This window comes from Kitasatospora sp. NPDC086791 (assembly GCF_040685975.1).
Classification (GTDB): domain Bacteria; phylum Actinomycetota; class Actinomycetes; order Streptomycetales; family Streptomycetaceae; genus Kitasatospora.
The window spans coordinates 135,837-152,300 of the sequence record NZ_JBFBOC010000010.1; the positions used below are offsets into that span (position 1 = coordinate 135,837).

Annotated in this window: 14 protein-coding genes; 3 read left to right on the plus strand and 11 right to left on the minus strand. The window is 71.2% G+C overall.

All coding sequences use genetic code 11. The features are described 5' to 3' along the window. Positions 1–4: 4 nt before the first annotated feature. The 9 genes from tpiA to uvrA form a co-directional block, all read right to left on the minus strand. Positions 5–790, minus strand: a complete 786-nt coding sequence (tpiA, locus tag AB0Q99_RS16720) for a triose-phosphate isomerase (protein WP_363572331.1) — start codon at positions 788–790, stop codon at positions 5–7. Positions 791–796: 6 nt separating this feature from the next. Beyond that, positions 797–2,008 carry a phosphoglycerate kinase gene (locus AB0Q99_RS16725; RefSeq protein WP_363572333.1) on the minus strand — a complete coding sequence of 404 codons (1,212 nt, stop codon included), beginning with the start codon at positions 2,006–2,008 and terminating at the stop codon, positions 797–799. Between the two features lie 152 nt (positions 2,009–2,160). Beyond that, positions 2,161–3,168, minus strand: coding sequence for a type I glyceraldehyde-3-phosphate dehydrogenase (gene gap / locus AB0Q99_RS16730; RefSeq protein WP_363572335.1), 1,008 nt, complete (start codon positions 3,166–3,168; stop codon positions 2,161–2,163). Positions 3,169–3,469: 301 nt separating this feature from the next. Then, positions 3,470–4,450, minus strand: coding sequence for a DNA-binding protein WhiA (gene whiA / locus AB0Q99_RS16735; protein WP_030238424.1), 981 nt, complete (start codon positions 4,448–4,450; stop codon positions 3,470–3,472). After that, positions 4,441–5,526, minus strand: coding sequence for a uridine diphosphate-N-acetylglucosamine-binding protein YvcK (gene yvcK / locus AB0Q99_RS16740; protein ID WP_363572337.1), 1,086 nt, complete (start codon positions 5,524–5,526; stop codon positions 4,441–4,443). Before yvcK ends, whiA begins: the two co-directional genes overlap by 10 nt. Before the next feature lie 77 nt (positions 5,527–5,603). After that, the gene (rapZ, locus tag AB0Q99_RS16745; protein WP_363572339.1) at positions 5,604–6,488 is read right to left on the minus strand and encodes an RNase adapter RapZ; all 885 of its coding nucleotides are present in this window, start codon (positions 6,486–6,488) and stop codon (positions 5,604–5,606) included. A gap of 118 nt (positions 6,489–6,606) precedes the next feature. Beyond that, entirely contained in the window at positions 6,607–8,652 is a 2,046-nt protein-coding gene (gene uvrC / locus AB0Q99_RS16750) for an excinuclease ABC subunit UvrC (RefSeq protein ID WP_363572341.1), read from the minus strand. 84 nt (positions 8,653–8,736) lie between these two features. Further along, positions 8,737–9,189 (minus strand): Rieske (2Fe-2S) protein, encoded by a 453-nt coding sequence (locus tag AB0Q99_RS16755; protein ID WP_363572343.1) that lies wholly within the window; start codon positions 9,187–9,189, stop codon positions 8,737–8,739. Positions 9,190–9,315: 126 nt separating this feature from the next. Next, on the minus strand, positions 9,316–12,231 hold the full coding sequence (gene uvrA / locus AB0Q99_RS16760) for an excinuclease ABC subunit UvrA (protein ID WP_363572345.1): 2,916 nt from the start codon (positions 12,229–12,231) through the stop codon (positions 9,316–9,318). A 277-nt stretch (positions 12,232–12,508) separates the two neighbouring features. On the opposite strand from uvrA, the gene AB0Q99_RS16765 reads away from it, so the two are divergent. After that, positions 12,509–13,246, plus strand: coding sequence for a maleylpyruvate isomerase family mycothiol-dependent enzyme (locus tag AB0Q99_RS16765; RefSeq protein WP_363572347.1), 738 nt, complete (start codon positions 12,509–12,511; stop codon positions 13,244–13,246). A 57-nt stretch (positions 13,247–13,303) separates the two neighbouring features. Beyond that, on the plus strand, positions 13,304–13,957 hold the full coding sequence (locus AB0Q99_RS16770) for an MBL fold metallo-hydrolase (protein ID WP_363572349.1): 654 nt from the start codon (positions 13,304–13,306) through the stop codon (positions 13,955–13,957). A 260-nt stretch (positions 13,958–14,217) separates the two neighbouring features. Here the strand turns inward: AB0Q99_RS16770 and AB0Q99_RS16775 are convergent, their stop codons facing one another. Then, positions 14,218–14,418, minus strand: a complete 201-nt coding sequence (locus AB0Q99_RS16775; RefSeq protein WP_363572351.1) for a hypothetical protein — start codon at positions 14,416–14,418, stop codon at positions 14,218–14,220. Positions 14,419–14,584: 166 nt separating this feature from the next. On the opposite strand from AB0Q99_RS16775, the gene AB0Q99_RS16780 reads away from it, so the two are divergent. Then, a complete protein-coding gene (locus tag AB0Q99_RS16780; protein WP_363572353.1) occupies positions 14,585–15,340 on the plus strand; it encodes a GntR family transcriptional regulator in 756 nt (251 codons plus the stop codon). Between the two features lie 54 nt (positions 15,341–15,394). Here the strand turns inward: AB0Q99_RS16780 and AB0Q99_RS16785 are convergent, their stop codons facing one another. After that, positions 15,395–16,375 (minus strand): TerC family protein, encoded by a 981-nt coding sequence (locus AB0Q99_RS16785; RefSeq protein ID WP_363572355.1) that lies wholly within the window; start codon positions 16,373–16,375, stop codon positions 15,395–15,397. Between the last annotated feature and the right edge of the window lie 89 nt (positions 16,376–16,464).

Below are 16,464 nucleotides of genomic sequence, written 5' to 3' on the forward strand. Positions count from 1 at the left end.
GGCGTTAGCCTACTGCCTGCTCACGGTAGCGCACGATCTTGACGAACTCGTCGGCGTCCAGCGAGGCACCGCCGATCAGGCCGCCGTCGATGTCGGGCTTGGCCATCAGGCCGGCCGCGCTCGACGACTTCACCGAACCGCCGTACAGCACACGGACCTTGTCGGCCAGCTCGGCGTCGTACAGCTCGGCGATCCGCCGACGGATGGCGGCGCAGACCTCCTGCGCGTCCTCCGGGGTGGCCACCTCGCCGGTGCCGATCGCCCAGACCGGCTCGTAGGCGACCACGATGGTCTCGGCCTGGTGGGCCGGGACGTCCGCGAGGGCGCCGTCCAGCTGGGCCAGGGTGTACTCGACGTGGGTGCCGGCCTTGCGGATGTCCAGCGGCTCGCCGATGCACAGGATCGGGGTGATCCCGGCCCGGTAGGCGGCCTTCACCTTGGCGTTGACGATCTCCTCGTCCTCGCCGTGGTACTGGCGGCGCTCCGAGTGGCCGATCACCGCGTAGGCGCACTGGAGCTTGGCCAGCATCGGGCCGGAGACCTCGCCGGTGTAGGCCCCGCCGTCGTGCTGCGAGATGTCCTGCGAGCCGTACTTGATCTTCAGCTTGTCGCCGAAGACCAGGGTCTGCACCGAGCGCAGGTCGGTGAACGGCACCAGGACGGCGACCTCGACGGCCTCGTAGTCCTTGTCGGCCAGCGCGAACGCCAGCTTCTGGGTGTGCTGGATGGCCTCAAGGTGGTTGAGGTTCATCTTCCAGTTGCCCGCCATGAGCGGGAGACGGTCGGTCATGTGTTTTCAGTCCTCCAGAGCGGCGAGACCGGGGAGGGTCTTGCCCTCCAGGTACTCGAGGCTCGCGCCGCCGCCGGTCGAGATGTGTCCGAAGGCGTTCTCGTCGAAGCCCAGGATGCGGACGGCCGCGGCGGAGTCGCCGCCGCCGACCACGGTGAACGCGTCGCTGTCCAGCAGGCCCTGCGCGACGGCCTTGGTGCCGTTCGCGTAGTCCGGGTGCTCGAAGACGCCCATCGGGCCGTTCCAGAACACCGTGCCGGCGTCGGCCAGCTTGGCCGCGTACAGCTCGCGGGTCTTCGGGCCGATGTCCAGACCCTCCTGGTCGGCCGGGATCGCGTCCGCGGCGACGAGGTCCGGGTTCGCCGGGGTCTTGCCCTTGAGGTCCGGGAACTCGGGGGAGACCAGGACGTCGACCGGCAGGACGAACTCGACGCCCCGCTTCTCGGCCTCGGCCAGGTACTCCAGGCAGACCGGGATCTGGTCCGCCTGCAGCAGCGAGATGCCGACCTCGTGGCCCTTGGCCTTGAGGAAGGTGTAGGCCATGCCGCCGCCGATCAGGATCCGGTCGGCCTTCTTCAGCAGGTTGTCGATCACGCCGAGCTTGTCGGACACCTTGGCGCCGCCGAGCACCACGACGTACGGCCGCCGCACCTCGTCGGTCAGCTTCTTCAGCACGCCGACCTCGGTGGCGATCAGGTCGCCCGCGGCGTGCGGCAGCAGCTTCGGCAGGTCGAACACGGAGGCGTGCTTGCGGTGCACGGCGCCGAAGCCGTCGCCGACGTACAGGTCGGCCAGCGCGGCGAGCTGCGCGGCGAAGGCCTGGCGCTCGGCGTCGTCCTTGCTGGTCTCACCGGCGTTGAAGCGCAGGTTCTCCAGCAGCGCGACCTCGCCGTCGCCCAGCGCGGCGACGACGGCCGCGGCGTTCTCCCCGACGGTGTCGGTCGCGAAGGCGACGTCCTTGCCGAGGATCTCGCCGAGCCGCTTGGCCGCGGGAGCGAGCGAGAACTGCGGGTCCGGCGCACCCTTGGGGCGACCGAGGTGCGAGGCGACGACGACCTTCGCACCGGCCGTCGCCAGCTTGGCGATGGTCGGGGCGACGGCGCGGATCCGGCCGTCGTCGGTGATCGTCTCGCCGTCCAGCGGCACGTTCAGGTCGGCGCGTACGAACACGCGCTTGCCTGCGACACCGGCTTCGATGAGCTCTTCGATGGTCTTCACGGGGATTCGGTTGCTCCTGGGGAGATGGTCGATGCGCAGAGGCGGCACGGCGCAGGGGCCGCCTGAGAAGTCCTTGAGCGCGGAGCGAGGGCCCGGTCGGCATGGTGCGCCGTCCGGGCCCTCGCCCCTACATCACGTCAGCTCCCACCGCGTCAGAGCTGGCCGCCGACGAGGGTGACCAGGTCGACGACGCGGTTCGAGTAGCCCCACTCGTTGTCGTACCAGCCGAGCACCTTGACCTGGTTGCCCTGGACCATGGTGAGCTGGCTGTCGAAGATGCAGGAGGCCGGGTCGTTGACGATGTCCGAGGAGACGATCGGGTCCTCGGTGTAGGCCAGGATGCCCTTGAGCGGGCCCTCCTGCGCGGCCTTCTGGAAGGCCGCGTTGACCTCGTCCTTGGTGACCTCGCGCTCCAGGGTGACGACCAGGTCCGTGATCGAGCCGGTCGGGACCGGGACGCGCAGCGAGGTGCCGTCCAGCTTGCCCTTCAGCTCCGGCAGGACCAGGGCGGTCGCCTTGGCGGCACCGGTCGAGGTCGGGATGATGTTCTGCGAGGCCGCACGAGCACGGCGCAGGTCCTTGTGCGGGAAGTCCAGGGTCACCTGGTCGTTGGTGAACGCGTGGACGGTGGTCATCAGACCCTTGACGATGCCGAAGCTCTCGTTCAGCACCTTCGCCATCGGCGCCACGCAGTTGGTGGTGCAGGAGGCGTTGGAGATGACGTGGTGGTTGGCGGCGTCGTACTTCTCGTCGTTGACGCCCAGGACGATGGTGACGTCCTCGTCGGTGGCGGGGGCCGAGATGATGACCTTCTTCGCACCGGCGGCGAGGTGCTTCTTCGCAGCCTCGGCCTTGGTGAAGATGCCGGTGGACTCGACGACGATGTCGGCGCCCAGGGCGGCCCACGGCAGGTTCGCGGGGTCACGCTCGGCGGTCACCTTGAAGGTGTGGCCGTCGACGGTGATGCTGTCCTCGGTGTGCGAGACCTCGCCCTGGAGGGTGCCCAGGGTGGTGTCGTACTTCAGCAGGTGGGCCAGGGTCTTCGTGTCGGTGAGGTCGTTGACACCGACGATCTCGATGTCCGCGCCCTGAGCCTTGACAGCGCGGAAGAAGTTGCGGCCGATGCGGCCAAAGCCGTTGATGCCTACCCGGATCGTCACGAACCGATCTCCTCGTTAGGTACGCCGGGCCGGAACCCGACGGGGATGAGATTTGGGAAGTCCCCGACCGCCTATGACCCTACCCCTCCCGGGCCTGGGAGGGCACATCGCGCCGCCTGGTGAGACCGGGCGTGGCGTGCCCCAAACCCGAATTCAGGCCGTCCGGCCTTGGTCCGGCGGGCAGTTGGTCCCGGGCCCAATGGTCTCTACCAATTCGGGAGTGCCGGGACCTCCGGGAACGACGACGGCCGGCGCCCGGGGAGCCGGGCGCCGGCCGTGTCGCGATCACGGGCGGTGGGCGTCAGTTCATCGCCATCTCGTCGGTCAGGCTGGCCTCGGTGCTCGGCAGGCCGAGCTCGGAGGCGCGCTTGTCGGCCATCGCCAGCAGCCGGCGGATCCGGCCGGCCACCGCGTCCTTGGTCAGCGGCGGGTCGGCGAGCGCGCCCAACTCCTCCAGCGAGGCCTGCTTGTGCTGCATCCGCAGCTGGCCGGCCGCGGCCAGGTGCTCGGGCACCTCCTCGCCGAGGATCTCCAGCGCGCGCTGCACCCGGGCGCCGGCCGCCACCGCGGCACGGGCCGAGCGGCGCAGGTTGGCGTCGTCGAAGTTGGCGAGCCGGTTGGCGGTGGCCCGCACCTCGCGGCGCATCCGGCGCTCCTCCCAGGCGAGCACCGACTCGTGCGCGCCCAGGCGGGTCAGCAGCGCGCCGATCGCGTCGCCGTCGCGGATGACCACCCGGTCCACCCCGCGGACCTCGCGGGCCTTGGCCGGGATGCCGAGCCGGCGGGCCGCGCCGACCAGGGCCAGCGCCGCCTCCGAGCCGGGGCAGGTGATCTCCAGAGAGGAAGAGCGGCCCGGCTCGGTGAGCGAGCCGTGCGCGAGGAAGGCGCCGCGCCAGGCCGCCTCGGCGTCGCAGGTGGCACCGGAGACGACCGCCGGGGGCAGGCCCCGGATCGGGCGCCCGCGCCCGTCCACCAGACCGGTCTGGCGCGCGAGCAGTTCGCCGTCCTTGACCACGCGGACCACGAAGCGGCTGCCGCGGCGCAGCCCGCCGGGGGCCATCACCACGAGGTCGGAGGAGTGCCCGAAGATCTCCAGGAGGTCCTTGCGCAGCCGTCGTGCCGCCGCGCCGGTGTCGAGCTCCGCCTCGATCACGATGCGGCCGCTCACGATGTGCAGTCCGCCCGCGAACCGCAGGATCGCCGACACCTCCGCCTTGCGGCAGCAGGCCCGGGTGACCGGGAGCCGGCTGATCTCGTCCTTCACCGCTGGAGTCATCGCCATGGCCCGATCCTTCCATGTGTCCGGAAAATCCGGTCGTACGCTGCCGCCAACAGCTCGGGGTCGTGTCGCGGCGTGCCGTCGGTGCGGGCCACCGAACCGAGCACCAGGGCGGCGCCCATCCGCTCGGCCGCCTTCTCCAGACCGGCGAGGTCCGCCTGGCCGAAGGCGCCGCCGGTGACGGCGCGCTCGTCCACCAGGATCGCATCCACCTCGAGTTCCGGGGCGTGGTCGGCGATGACCTCCAGGTGACGCTGCGGGGTGAAGCCCTCGGTCTCACCGGGCTGGGGGGCCAGGTTCAGGGTGAGCAGGCGGCGGGCGCGGGTCTCGGTGAGCGCCTCGGCCAGCTCGGGCACCAGCAGGTGCGGCAGCACGCTGGTGAACCAGGAGCCGGGGCCGAGCACCACCCAGTCCGCCTCGCGGACGGCGGTGACCGCCTCCGGGACGGCCGGCGGCCCGTCCGGCAGCAGCCGGATCGACTGCACGGTGCCGGGGGTGACCGCGACGTTCGCCTGGCCCCGGACCGCCGACACCTCGGCGGGGAGCTCCGGGTCGTGGCCCCGGACGGTCGCCTCGATGTCCAGCGGCACCGCCGACATCGGCAGCACCCGGCCCTGGACGTTGAGCAGTCGGCCGACCCAGTCCAGGGCCTCCACCGGGTCGCCCAGCTTCTCCCAGAGCGCGACGATCAGCAGGTTGCCGACGGCGTGGCCGCCGAGCTCGCCGTTGCCGGTGAAGCGCTGCTGGATCACCTCGGACCAGGTGCGGCCCCAGTCGTCGTCCCCGCACAGCGCGGCCAGCGCCTTGCGCAGGTCGCCCGGGGGCAGCACGCCCAGCTCGGTGCGCAGCCGCCCGCTGGAGCCGCCGTCGTCGGCGACGGTGACCACGGCGGTCAGGTCGCTGGTGAGGCGGCGCAGCGCGGACAGCGAGGCGGACAGCCCCTGGCCGCCGCCCAGCGCGGTGATCCTCGGAGCCGGGTTCGCCCGGGCGGGACTGCTGCGCGGACGGCTCGGCGCCGGGGGCCGGGCCGGGCTGCCCGCCCGGTCACCGGTCCTGCTCTGCGGCTGTCGCCCGGGCACGTATCCCGCCACACATCACCTCGCGTTCTCGGCCCCGCCACCGGCTCCGCCGGCGGGCCCGGCAGGGAAGGCGGCGGTTACTCCCGTCCCATGTCACGGTGGACGAGCACCGTCTCGACTCCGTCGGCGATGAGACGCTTGGTCAGACGCTCGGACATGGCGACGCTGCGGTGCTTGCCACCGGTGCAGCCTACGGCAAGCGTCATGTAGCGCTTCCCCTCGCGCCGGTACCCCTCGGTCACGATGCGCAGCAGCTCGGTGTAACCGTCCAGGAACTCGTTGGCCCCGGGCTGCTGGAACACGTAGTCGGCGACGTCCGCGTCGGTGCCGGTGCGGGCCCGGAGCTCGGGCACCCAGTGCGGGTTGGGCAGGAAGCGGCAGTCCACCACGAGGTCGGCGTCGACCGGCAGGCCGTACTTGAAGCCGAAGGACATCACGGTGGCGCGCAGCTCGGGTTCGTCGTGGTCGGCGAACTGGGCGTCCAGCTTGGCGCGCAGCTGGTGCACGTTGAGGTTGGAGGTGTCGATCACCAGGTCGGCCTCGCCGCGCAGGTCGCGCAGCAGGTCGCGCTCCTGGGCGATGCCGTCCACGATCCGGCCGTCGGCCTGCAGCGGGTGCGGGCGGCGGACGCTCTCGAAGCGGCGCACCAGCGCCTCGTCGGAGGAGTCCAGGAAGACGACCCGGAGCCGGACGCCGCGCTTCTCCAGCTCGTCCAGCGAGGTGAGCAGGTCGTCGAAGAACTGGCGGCCGCGGACGTCGACGACCACGCCGATCCGGGCGACGTTGCCCTGGGACCGGGCGCCCAGGTCGACCATGGTCGGGATCAGGGCCGGCGGCAGGTTGTCCACCACGAACCAGCCGAGGTCCTCCAGGCACTTGGCGGCGGTGGAGCGGCCGGCTCCGGACATGCCGGAGATGATCACCAGCTCCGGCGCGTTCTCGGCCACGTCTGACACGGTCACTTCGGTTCCCCGCTCTCGGTCTTTCTGCTGGGGAGAACGCGCACGGCGCGGCCGCCCTTCCCCGGCCCGGGCAGGCGGGCGGGGCCGGGGCACACCGGCTGACGGGCGGCGTCGGCCGTCATGGCGTCTCCTGGGATGGTGCGGTCTGGGGTGCTGCTGCCACCGGCTCGGTGGCCTGGTCGGCCCCGTCCTCGATGATCTCGCCGGTCGCGGTGTTGACCGCGGGTGCGGCGGGTGTACGGGACGACAACGCCGCCGCAACAGTCTCCGCGGTACGGCGTCCGATGCCGGGTACCGCGCAGAGCTCGTCCACGGTGGCGGCCCGGAGCTTCTTCAGCGAGCCGAAGTGCTTGAGCAGCGCCTGGCGGCGAGTCTCGCCGAGGCCCGGGACGGAGTCCAGTTCCCCGGCGGTGAGTCGCTTGGAACGCTTGGCGCGCTGGTAGCCGATCGCGAAGCGGTGGGCCTCGTCGCGCACCCGCTGGAGCAGGTAGAGGCCCTCGCTGGAGCGGGGCAGCACCACCGGGTCGTCCTCGCCGGGCAGCCAGACCTCCTCCAGCCGCTTGGCCAGGCCGCACAGCGCGACGTCGTCGATGCCGAGTTCGTCCAGGGCGCGCTTGGCGGCGGCGACCTGGGGCGGGCCGCCGTCGACCACCAGCAGCTGGGGCGGGTAGGCGAACCGCTTGGGGCGGCCCTCCTCGTCCCGGGTCGGCCCGGCCGGTCCGGCGGCGTCGGCCTCGTCCGGCTCGGGGACGGCCCACTCGCCGGTCCGCTCGCGCTCCTGGAGGTAGCGGCGGAAGCGGCGGCCGATCACCTCGTGCATCGAGCGGACGTCGTCCTGGCCCTCGAAACCCTTGATCTGGAAGCGCCGGTACTCGCTCTTGCGGGCCAGGCCGTCCTCGAAGACGACCATGGAGGCGACCACGTCCTCGCCCTGGAGGTGGGAGATGTCGTAGCACTCGATCCGCAGCGGGACGGAGTCCAGCTCCAGGGCGTCGGCGATCTCCTGCAGGGCGCGGCTGCGGGTGGTGAGGTCGGAGGCGCGCTTGGTCTTGTGCAGCGCGAGCGCCTGCTGGGCGTTGCGCTGCACGGTGGCCATCAGGTCCTTCTTGTCGCCGCGCTGCGGGATGCGCAGGTCGACCTGGCTGCCGCGCAGGCCGCTCAGCCACTCCCGCACCGGCTCGGCCGGTTCGGGCAGGGCCGGGACGAGCACCTCGCGGGGGACGGACTCGCCGCCGCCGTAGAGCTGTTGCAGGGCGTGCTCGACCAGACCGGCGGTGTCGACGTCCTCGACCTTGTCGGTGACCCAGCCGCGCTGGCCGCGCACCCGGCCGCCGCGGACGTGGAAGATCTGTACGGCGGCCTCCAGTTCGTCCTCGGCGACGGCCAGCAGGTCGGCGTCGGTGGCGTCGGCGAGCACGATGGCGTTCTTCTCCATCGCACGCTTGAGGGCGCCGATGTCGTCGCGCAGCCGGGCCGCCTTCTCGTACTCCAGCTCGGCCGCGGCCTCCCGCATCCGCTCTTCCAGCCGGCGCAGGTAGTTGCCGGTGCGCCCGGCCATGAAGTCGCAGAAGTCCTCGGCCAGGGCCCGGTGTTCGTCGGCCGAGACCTTGCCGACGCAGGGCGCGGCGCACTTGCCGATGTAGCCGAGCAGGCAGGGCCGGCCGACCTGCCGGGCGCGCTTGAAGACGCCGTTGGAGCAGGTGCGGACGGGGAAGACCCGCAGCATCAGGTCGACCGTCTCGCGGATCGCCCAGGCGTGCCCGTACGGGCCGAAGTAGCGCACGCCCTTCTTGTGCGCCCCGCGCATCACCTGGACCCGCGGGTACTCCTCGTCGAGGGTGACGGCGAGCTCCGGATAGCTCTTGTCGTCGCGGTACTTGACGTTGAACCGCGGGTCGAACTCCTTGATCCAGGAGTACTCCAGCTGGAGCGCCTCGACCTCGGTACCGACCACCGTCCACTCCACCGAGGCGGCGGTGGTGACCATGGTCGCGGTGCGCGGGTGCAGGCCGGCCAGGTCCTGGAAGTAGGACGACAGGCGCGGCCGCAGGCTCTTGGCCTTGCCGACGTAGATCACCCGGCCGTGGGCGTCACGGAACTTGTAGACGCCCGGGGAGGTCGGGATCGCGCCGGGCGCCGGGCGGTAGGTGCTCGGGTCAGCCATGGGTCCACCGTACCGAGTGCGGACGGGGCCCCGGGGGCGGGACCGGTCGCGGGAGCGGGGAGGGTCGGGAGGCGGTCAACTGCGTCAGCTCGGGGTCACCTTGAGGTTCCCGCCCTCGACCGTGACGGTGTAGGCGGGCAGCGGGGAGGGGGCCGGGCCGTCCTGCACGGCGCCGTCGACGATCCCGAACCGGCTGCCGTGGCAGGGGCACTGGATCTGCTCCTTCTGCACCTGGTCCACGATGCAGCCGGCGTGGGTGCACTTGGCACTGAAGGCCTTGTACTGGCCGGCGGTCGGCTGGGTGACCACGATCTTCTGCTCGCGGAAGACCTTGCCGCCGCCCTCCGGGACCGCCGAGGCCGGGCCGAGGTCCACCGGGCCCTGGGGGGCGCTGGCGGTGCCCGAGGAGGAGGAGGAGGAGGAGGAGGAGCCGCAGCCGGTGACCGCCACGGTGCCGCCGGCCGCCAGGACGGCCGCGGCCCCGCAGAGCAGGGTGCGGCGGGAGGCGGTGGGGCTGGTCTCGGGTGCCTCGGACATCGGTGCGCTCCTACGGTTGCTACTGCTGCGAGGGACCACGGAAGTCTATGCCGCAGGCGTCCCACCGCTCCCTGGGCTCCCACTGTTTCGATGGGAGCGGGAGCGGGAGCGGCGGGACGGGCTGGACTACTTCTTCGCGGCGGCGGCGCGCTTGCGCGGTGCCGCCTTCTTCGCCGGGGCGGCGGCCGGGGCGTCCGCGAAGTCGCTCGGCAGGATGTCCCGCAGGAACTTGCCGGTGTGGCTCTCCGGGACGGCGGCGATCTGCTCGGGAGTGCCCTCGGCGACCACCGTGCCGCCGCCGGAGCCGCCCTCGGGGCCCATGTCGACGACCCAGTCGGCGGTCTTGATCACATCGAGGTTGTGCTCGATGACGATCACCGTGTTGCCCTTGTCCACCAGCCCGCTGAGCACCTTGATCAGCTTGCTGATGTCCTCGAAGTGCAGGCCGGTGGTCGGCTCGTCCAGGACGTAGACCGTCCGCCCGGTGGAACGCTTCTGCAGCTCGGAGGCGAGCTTGACGCGCTGCGCCTCGCCGCCGGAGAGCGTCGGCGCGGACTGGCCGAGCCGGACGTAGCCGAGGCCGACGTCGTTGAGCGTCCTGAGGTGCCGGGCGATCGCCGGGACGGCCTCGAAGAAGGCCAGCGCCTCCTCGATCGGCATGTCCAGCACCTCGGCGATGGACTTGCCCTTGTAGTGCACCTCCAGCGTCTCCCGGTTGTACCGGGCGCCGTGGCAGACCTCGCACGGCACGTAGACGTCCGGCAGGAAGTTCATCTCGATCTTGATGGTGCCGTCGCCCGAGCAGTTCTCGCAGCGGCCGCCCTTGACGTTGAACGAGAACCGGCCGGGCAGGTAGCCGCGGACCTTGGCCTCCTGCGTCTCCGCGAAGAGCCGGCGGACGTGGTCGAACACCCCGGTGTAGGTGGCCGGGTTGGAGCGCGGCGTGCGGCCGATCGGCGACTGGTCCACGTGCACCACCTTGTCCACCTGGTCGGTGCCGGTGATCCGGGTGTGCCGGCCGGGCACGCTGCGGGCGCCGTTCAGCTCCCGGGCGAGGTGGGTGTAGAGGATGTCGTTGACCAGCGTCGACTTGCCGGAGCCGGAGACGCCGGTGATCGCGGTGAAGGTGCCGAGCGGGAAGCCGACCGTGACGTCCTTGAGGTTGTGCTCGCGGGCGCCGTGGACGGTCAGCTGGCGCTTCTTGTCCCGCTCGCGGCGGCCCGCCGGGATCGGGATGGAGCGCTTGCCGGAGAGGTACTGGCCGGTCAGCGACTCCTTGTTGGCGAGCAGCTGCTTCAGCGAACCGGAGTGCACCACCTTGCCGCCGTGCTCGCCGGCGCCCGGGCCGATGTCGACCACCCAGTCCGCGGTCTTGATGGTGTCCTCGTCGTGCTCGACCACGATCAGGGTGTTGCCGATGTCGCGCAGCCGCACCAGCGTCTCGATCAGCCGGTGGTTGTCGCGCTGGTGCAGGCCGATGGACGGCTCGTCCAGCACGTAGAGCACGCCGACCAGGCCGGAGCCGATCTGGGTGGCCAGCCGGATGCGCTGGGCCTCGCCGCCGGACAGGGTGCCGGCCGCGCGGTCGAGCGAGAGGTAGTCCAGGCCGACGTCGACCAGGAAGCGCAGCCGCTCGTTGACCTCCTTGAGGACCCGCTCGGCGATCTGCTTGTCCCGGGCGTTGAGCTTCATCGCGCCCAGGAACTCGGAGCAGTCGCTGATCGACATCGAGGAGACGTCGGCGATCGACTTGTCCTGGACGGTGACGGCGAGCACCACCGGCTTGAGCCGGGTGCCCCGGCACGTCGGGCAGGGCACCTCGCGCATGTAGCCCTCGAAGCGCTCGCGGCTGCTGTCGCTCTCCGCCTCGGTGTGCCGGCGCTGGATGAACGGGACGGCGCCCTCGAAGCCGGTGCTGTACGAGCGCTCGCGGCCGAAGCGGTTGCGGTAGCGGACCTGCACCTGGTGCTTGTGCCCGTTCAGCAGCGCCTTCTTGGCGCGGGCGGGCAGCCCGGCCCAGGGGATGTCGGTGCGGAAGCCGAGCTCCTCGGCGAGCGCGTCGATCAGGCGCTGGAAGTACTCCTTGGCGTGCCCGGCCGACCACGGGTGGATCGCGCCCTCGTCCAGCGAGCGCTCCGGGTCCGGCACGACCAGCTCCGGGTCGACCTCCATCCGGTTGCCCAGGCCCGAGCAGTCCGGGCACGCGCCGAACGGCGAGTTGAAGGAGAACGAGCGCGGCTCCAGCTCCTCGAACGACACGTCGTCGTACGGGCAGTAGAGGTGCTCGGAGTACATCCGCTCGCGCTCCGGGTCGTCCTCGGGGAGGTCGACGAAGTCGAGCACGACCATGCCGCCGGACAGCCGCAGGGCCGTCTCCACCGAGTCGGTGAGCCGCCGCTTGGCGCTCTCCTTGACGGTCAGGCGGTCGATGACCACCTGGACGGTGTGCTTCTCCTGCTTCTTGAGCTTCGGCGGCTCGGCGAGCTGGACCGTCTCGCCGTCCACCCGGGCCCGGGAGTAGCCCTTGGACTGCAGGTCGGCGAAGAGGTCGACGAACTCGCCCTTGCGCTCGCGCACCACCGGGCTGAGCACCTGGAAACGGGTGCCCTCGGCGAGCTCCAGCACCTTGTCCACGATCGCCTGCGGCGACTGCTTGGCGATCGGCCGGGCGCAGTGCGGACAGTGCGGCTTGCCGATCCGGGCGAACAGCAGGCGCAGGTAGTCGTAGACCTCGGTGATGGTGCCGACGGTCGAACGGGGGTTGCGGTTGGTGGACTTCTGGTCGATCGAGACGGCCGGGGAGAGGCCCTCGATGAAGTCCACGTCGGGCTTGTCCATCTGCCCGAGGAACTGACGGGCGTAGGAGGACAGCGACTCGACGTAGCGGCGCTGGCCCTCGGCGAAGATCGTGTCGAAGGCGAGCGAGGACTTGCCGGAGCCGGAGAGGCCCGTGAAGACGATGAGGGAATCGCGGGGCAGGTCGAGCGAGACGTTCTTGAGATTGTGCTCGCGAGCACCGCGGATGACGAGGCGGTCGGCCACTGCTTCTGGCGCCTTTCTCCGGGGCGAGAGGGCTTGCGGTGAGGTTCGGTACTTCTTCCAGGATGCGGCAGCCAGCCTATAGCTCAGGCGTTCGAATATCGACTCTGTCCAGTGGAGACCACCCGAACGAGTGAGGCCCGGGCCGGGACGGTCCGTACCCGCACCGTGCGCCTGTCGGAAAACCCCTGCTCAGCGCCCGGATCCGGAGGTAGCGTCGCCTGGTCAACGAGCGGAGCCCCCGCGGGCAACGCGCCGCCCCGTACCGAAGGCAGATCCGATGACCGACCCGCAGTCCGCCGCCGCCTCCGCCGCCGCCTGGCTGAGCCAGGTCGAGGAGAGCACCCAGCGCCTGCTGCAGACCGTCTCCGGGCTGGCGCCCGAGGCCCTCGCCGAGCCGTCCGCCCTCCCCGGCTGGACCCGCGGCCACGTGCTGGCCCACCTCGCCCGCAACGCCGACTCCCTGGTCAACCTGCTCACCGGCGCCCGCACCGGCACCGACATCCCGCAGTACACCAGCAACGAGGCCCGCGACCGGGACATCGACCGCGACGCGCCCCGCCCGCTCGACGTCCACCTCGCCGACCTGCGCGCGTCGCACGAGCGCTTCGCCGCGGCCGCCGCGCTGCTGCCCGCCGAGGCCTGGACGGTCCAGGTCAAGCACCGCCGCGGCTACCTCTTCCCGGCCTCCGACATCCCGCGCAGGCGCCTGCTGGAGGTCGAGTACCACCACGTCGACCTGGCCGGCGGCCGCACCCCCGCGCACTGGCCGGAGGACTTCGCCGTCGCCCAGTTCCGCGACCTCGCCGACGGGCTGGCCGGCGAGCCCGGACTGCCCACCGTCGAACTGGTCGCCGACGACACCGCGGACCGCGCCGTGATCGGCGCCGGCGAGCCCGCCCTGACCGTCGAGGGCCCGGTCCGCGCCCTGACCGCCTGGCTCTCCGGCCGCTCCGCCGGCGCGGACCTGCGCCGCACGCCCGACACCGCGCTCCCCCAGCTTCCCCCGATGGGCTGACGGCGCAAAGATGATCCCGAACCCTGTTTCAGCCGGACCCGGACGAGGAGCGGACGGATGACGTACCACGGAGCGGTCAAGGTCGGCGGACCGCCGGACGTGCGCGAGCTGGCCCACCTGATCATCACCAAGGTGGCCGTCGGCCCGTACGACAACAACGCCTACCTGCTGCGCTGCCGGGCCACCGACGAGCAGCTGCTGATCGACGCGGCCGCCGACGCCCCGGTGCTGCTGGAGACCGTCGGGGACGAGCTGGAGACGGTGGTCACCACCCACCGGCACCACGACCACTGGGGCGCGCTCGCCGAGGTGGTCGCCACCACCGGCGCCCGCACCGCGGCCGGCGAGCACGACGCCGAGGGCATCGACGTCCCCACCGAACTGCGGCTCGCCGACGGCGACACGCTGCGGGTCGGCGACGTCGAACTCACCGTCCGCCACCTGGTCGGCCACACCCCGGGCGCGATCGTGCTGATCTACGACGACCCGCAGGGCCACCCGCACGTCTTCACCGGCGACTGCCTCTTCCCGGGCGGCGTCGGCAACACCTGGGGCGACCCGGAGGCCTTCAAGAGCCTCTTCCGGGACGTCAGCAAGAAGATCTTCGACGTCCTCCCCGACGAGGCCTGGGTCTACCCCGGCCACGGCAACGACACCACCCTCGGCACCGAACGCCCCCACCTGGAGGAGTGGCGCGAGCGCGGCTGGTGACGCATCCCGGGCCGGCCGGCTCCATCCGGAGCCGACCGGCCCGGATCACCCCTCGCGCCCCGGGAGGTGCCGGGCGCACGCACACGACGGCTCCGCGCAGAGACACACCAGGGCGACGGCCCCGGAGACTTCCCGCATCCCGCCGGGACAGGCCCGATGCACGTCGAGCTGACACTCGGCGCTGACGTGGCGTCCGGCCCTGCCCACGTCGAAGCGGATCACGATGCCGGTCGGCGAGGCCGACCGGCGGGCGGCAGCGGTCACGACCAGGTCTCCGTGCCGATCATGGTGAAGTCCGCCAGTTCGACCCAGACGATGACCTCGCCCGTGGCGTCGGTGGAGCCCCACTCACAGCCCGCCCGAAGGATGTCGAGCACCTCGGTCCACTGCGTGGACGAGGTGTCATCCGGAGCGGTCGTCGAGAGCCGGACGCGGCCGGCCTTCCCCGCGGTGATTCGCACGGGGGCTCCGGCCGCCTGGCCGAGAGAAGCCTTGAGCAGGCTTGTGCGCATGCTGATCTGCACAGACACCCCCCTTATCGGTACAGTGAAATCGTATCGATAGAGTAGCCGCGTGAGCGTTACGGTGTCAGCCGCGACGCACCATCCGGAGCGAGGAGGCCGAGGCGTGAGCGACACACCCTCTTACCTGCACGTCGCGGACGCCCTGCGCGGCCACATCACCTCCCGGCGGCTTCGGCCGGGCGATCGGATGCCGTCCATCAGTGCACTCCAGCGCGAGCACAGCGTGTCGACCGGCGTGATCCAGCGGGCCTACGCCTTGTTGATCGATGAAGGACTCGTGCTCGCCCGCCCGGGCGCCGGGTACTACGTCAAGTCCCAGGAGCCACCGGCCGTCCTGGTGCGGCGCCAGCGCGTTGCGCCCGGCGACGGATCGCCGACGGAGGCCGCCCTCGCACGGCAAGGCGTGGTCGGCACTTGGCGGCACGAGTCGCAGCCTCGTGCCGCCGACGCCCGGATCGCAGCTCGACTGGAGATCCAGCCCGGCGATCCGGTGATGCACACCAGCTACGTCTACCTGGCCGACGGCGATCCGGCGCAGCTGGCCGAGAGCTGGGAGCCCATGGCGGTCACCGGGGGAAGCCTGATCGTCCTCCCGGAGGCCGGTCCACACGCCGGCATCGGCGTCGCCGACCGGATGGCTCTCATCGGTATCGAGGTCGGCACCCCGGTCGAGCGGGTCACCGCCCGCCAGGCCAGCCGCTCCGAGGCCCAGGCCCTCGGCGTAGCGCCCGCTGTGCCCGTGATGGCGATCGAGCGCACCTACTACGACCAGGCCACCGGCCGGCCGGTCGAGACCGCCGATGTCGTGCTGCTCGGCTCGCGCTGGATCGCCGAGTACGGCCGACGCCCGCAGAACTGAGCCCCGCCGCCGGATAGCGATCCGGCGGCGGGGCTCCAGCTCATTCGGTTTCGATCAGGCGTCGAGCTTCTCGCGCTCGTGTTCGGCCTCGGCGGCCTTCTTCGAGGCCCGGAGGCTGGTGAACGTGGTGACGGCCAGCACCACCACGATGAAGCCCAGCGAGAACGGGATGCCGATCTCCGGGACGTTCGCGCCGGCCTCGTGCGCGGCGTGCAGCACCAGCTTCACGCCGATGAAGCCGAGGATCACCGACAGGCCGTACGACAGGTGGACCAGCTTCTTCAGCAGACCGCCGATCAGGAAGTACAGCTGGCGCAGCCCCATCAGGGCGAAGGCGTTGGCGGTGAAGACGATGTACGGGTCCTGGGTGAGGCCGAAGATGGCCGGGATCGAGTCCAGGGCGAACAGCACGTCCGTGGTGCCGATCGCCAGCATGACGATCAGCATCGGGGTGATCAGCCGGCGGCCGTTCTCCCGGACGAACAGCTTGGTGCCGCGGTAGTCGTCGGTGGACGGGAAGCGCCGCGTGATCGACTTGAGCAGGCGGTTCTCCTCGAACTCCTCCTCCTCTTCCTCGGCCCGCGCCTCCTTGACCAGCTTCCACGCCGTCCAGATCAGGAAGGCGCCGAAGATGAAGAACACCCAGGAGAACTCGGCGACCAGCGCCGCACCGCCGGCGATGAACACCGCGCGGAGCACCAGTGCGATGATCACGCCGAACATCAGCACGCGCTGCTGGTAGATCCTGGGCACCGCGAACTTGCCCATGATCAGGATGAACACGAAGAGGTTGTCGACACTGAGCGACTTCTCGGTGATGTAGCCGGCGAAGAACTCACCCGCCGGCTGCGCGCCGGAGTGCCACCAGAGGAACCCGCCGAAGAGCAGCGCCAGCACGACCCAGACGGCCGTCCAGATCCCGGCCTCCTTGATCGAGACCTCGTGCGGCTTGCGGCCACCGATGAAGAAGTCGGCCACGATCAGTGCGATCAGCACACCGATCGTGGTGACCCACATGGTTACGGAAACGTCCACTACTGCTCCTCCGGCAGGTAGGCGAGACAGTCATCGTCACTGCCGGAGGTCTCTTCCGCCCGTCGGGCCAGCGCCCCGGGATGCCACGA

Coding starts and splice junctions, on each gene's coding strand:
- AB0Q99_RS16770 (WP_363572349.1), top strand. CDS start 13,304: ATGACGTACCACGGAGCGGTCAAGGTCGGCGGACCGCCGGACGTGCGC.
- tpiA (WP_363572331.1), bottom strand. CDS start 790: ATGACCGACCGTCTCCCGCTCATGGCGGGCAACTGGAAGATGAACCTC.
- AB0Q99_RS16765 (WP_363572347.1), top strand. CDS start 12,509: ATGACCGACCCGCAGTCCGCCGCCGCCTCCGCCGCCGCCTGGCTGAGC.
- whiA (WP_030238424.1), bottom strand. CDS start 4,450: ATGGCGATGACTCCAGCGGTGAAGGACGAGATCAGCCGGCTCCCGGTC.
- uvrC (WP_363572341.1), bottom strand. CDS start 8,652: ATGGCTGACCCGAGCACCTACCGCCCGGCGCCCGGCGCGATCCCGACC.
- AB0Q99_RS16755 (WP_363572343.1), bottom strand. CDS start 9,189: ATGTCCGAGGCACCCGAGACCAGCCCCACCGCCTCCCGCCGCACCCTG.